The sequence below is a fragment of the Rudaea sp. genome, from assembly GCF_036383415.1.
Lineage (GTDB): Bacteria > Pseudomonadota > Gammaproteobacteria > Xanthomonadales > Rhodanobacteraceae > Rudaea.
Genome location: NZ_DASVOK010000449.1, coordinates 1 through 2,810 on the forward strand (window position 1 = coordinate 1; position 2,810 = coordinate 2,810).

The 2,810-nt window shown below is 65.1% G+C and carries 3 protein-coding genes; all 3 read right to left on the reverse strand.

The genetic code is table 11. The features are described 5' to 3' along the window. The coding region (locus tag VF497_RS16155; protein ID WP_330890598.1) for a fatty acid desaturase at positions 1 to 711 on the reverse strand (711 nt) is incomplete at its 3' end. Positions 712 to 780: 69 nt separating this feature from the next. Next, the gene (locus VF497_RS16160) at positions 781 to 1,404 is read right to left on the reverse strand and encodes a hypothetical protein (RefSeq protein ID WP_330890600.1); all 624 of its coding nucleotides are present in this window, start codon (positions 1,402 to 1,404) and stop codon (positions 781 to 783) included. Between the two features lie 244 nt (positions 1,405 to 1,648). Next, a partial coding sequence (locus VF497_RS16165; protein ID WP_330890602.1) for an acetyl-CoA C-acyltransferase occupies positions 1,649 to 2,810 on the reverse strand: 1,162 nt, incomplete at its 5' end.

Below are 2,810 nucleotides of genomic sequence, written 5' to 3' on the forward strand. Positions count from 1 at the left end.
GAGCGGCGTGGCGTGGTGCGGCGCATGGTCGAACTGCGAAGCGAGAAAACCGCGCGTCGCGAGGAAGGTGAGGAGCAGCGGCCAGTGCCTCGCGTACAGCGCGAAAGCGATCGTATAGAGCGCGAGAACGAGGAATGCATCCAATCGCATTTCGCGCAGCACGGCGCGGTCGAACAACTCGCGCTCGGCGACGCCTGCCATGCCGGGTGTTCCGTCGGCGAAATCGGGGCAGAGTCTGCACAGGTGCGGGCGTAGCAGGCGCGGCGGCAACCAGCAGAGCAAGTTCAGCGCCAGCTCGCCGGCGTAGAGCCCGATGCCGATGCGCAGATAGTGCTGCATGAAAGCTACGCCGCGCGAGCGGATTTTGGGATCGTAGGTTTCCTCGCGTCCCTGCGGCGTGCGGTTGTAGCGATGATGGCGCAGGTGGGCGAAGCGCAACGCGCGGAACGGTGCACCGAAACAGCCGGCGAGCGCACGCCCAAGAACACGATTCGCCCCGCGCTGCGGCAGCAACATGCCATGGATCGCTTCGTGGATGAGCGCCCATTGTGTCGGGCCGGCCAGCGCAAGGGTCGCAAGACATGCCGCCATCGCGGTCGGTGGCATTCCCGACAGAGGCACGACGATGAGCACGATGAAGTGCATCGCGAGCAGGGCGCCCGCGAGCACGCGGTTGGTCCGCTCAGGGATTGAAGCACTGGCAACGGTCACGTCATTGGTTTATTGCCGATTGTCGGGCAAGTCTCGCGGACAATTGCTGCAAATTTGTTGCGGACGGCGTTACCGGGACTGCGCCGGCGCTGCTTCGTCCACCGGCCACCATTCGCGTTTCGGCCAGCAGACGGACTTCTTCAGCGTGTGGCTGGCCCAGTCGTTGCCTTCGAGCGCGAACGGAATCGAGAAACGGATTCCGCAGTCGTCGGTGGCCGGCAGCTCGGGCACCTTGCGCACGGGGCCGAGCTGGCCTTCAAAGGTGGCGATGCCTTCTGCATCGATGTCGAACGTCTGCAGCGCGAAGTAACCCGGGGCCAGCTTGTACGTATCGGAGGCGGGGACTTTGTCGGGAGTGATCAATGGCCGCAGGCGTTTCAGTGCGGCGCGGACGCGCGGATCGGCGTTCGCCGGCAGCACGATCGTGGACACTGGGGCGGTGCGTTCGACGAACTTGAGCGACATCGCGGCGATGTCGGCGTAGTCGGATTCGGTGGCGACGAACTTCTGCGCCGAACGCGGCGTCGTGACTGAGCACGCGGCGAGCAGGAGGCAGGCCACAAGCATCGCTGCAATCAGCCGCATCGTCACCCTTTGTGTCGTCGTTGGAATCACGAAATGCGAGTCGGCTTGCGCTCTATCGCATCCTGCGAAGGAGTGGACTTCCTCTGTCCTGACGGGCAAGACGACCATGTTTCGGCTGCTGCCATGGCAGCTCGATCGAGTTCGCGATAGCCTGTCGAATGTTCCAGGGCAGCGTGTGTATTGCCGTTTGCATCGGCAACGCAGACGATCCGGATTTTTTGTGCTGAAGTCCGGTCCCGCGCGAAAGCGGACTCGCAGCAAGCAATGCTGAACAAGGACGTCGAACAGAAAGCAAGAATCGAGACAGCTCTCATCGCAGTGTCCTTTCCAGCCAGCGACCGACCTGTGAATCCTACATGGCTTCAAATATACCCGCCGCGCCCATACCCGTGCCGATGCACATTGTCACCATGCCGTACTTCTGCTTGCGCCGCTTGAGGCCGTGGAGCAGGGTGGCGACGCGGACCGCGCCGGTGGCGCCGAGCGGGTGGCCGAGCGCGATCGCGCCGCCGAGTGGATTGATCTTGTCGGGGTTGAGGCCGAGGTCCTTGGTGACCGCGAGTGCCTGCGCGGCGAACGCTTCGTTGAGCTCAATCCAGTCGAGATCGTCCTGCTTGATGCCGGCTTGCTTGAGTACTTTCGGAATCGCGGCCTTGGGGCCGATGCCCATGACCTCGGGCGGCACGCCGGCGACGGAGAAGCCGACGAACTTGGCGAGCGGTGTGAGGCCATAGTCCTTGATCGCCTGTTCGCTGGCAAGCAGCACCGCGCCGGCACCATCGGACATCTGCGAGGAGTTGCCCGCGGTGACGCTGCCGTTGGCGCGGAACACGGTCTTGAGCTTGGCCAGCACGTCGACGGTCGTGCCCGCGCGCGGGCCTTCGTCGGTGTCGATCAGACGGCTATCCGTCTTGATCGAGCGCGTGGCCAGGTCCGGATAATGGTCGTCGAGCTTGAACGGGGTGATCTCGTCCTTGAACTCGCCGGCGGCCTGCGCGGCGAGCGCGCGGCGATGGCTTTCCACCGAGAACGCGTCCTGCTGCTCGCGACTCACCTTCCACTGCTTGGCCACGTTCTCGGCGGTGATGCCCATGCCGTAGGCGATGCCGATGTGCTCGTTGTCGAAGATGCCGGGGTTCATCGCCACCTTGTGGCCCATCATCGGCACCATGCTCATGCTTTCGGTGCCGCCGGCGAGCATCAGGTCGTCCAGGCCCAGGCGGATGCGGTCGGCGGCCATCGCCACCGACTGCAGGCCGGAGGAGCAGAAGCGGTTGACGGTGACGCCGGGCACGGTGTCGGGCAGGCCGGCCAGCAGCAGGCCGATGCGCGCCACGTTCATGCCTTGCTCGGCCTCGGGCATGGCGCAGCCGATGATGACGTCGCCGATCTGGCGCGGGTCGATGCCGGGCGCCTGTGCGAGCACGGCGCGGATCACGTGGGCGAGCATGTCGTCCGGGCGGGTGTTCCTGAACACGCCGCGCGGCGCCTTGCCCACCGGCGTGCGGGTGGCG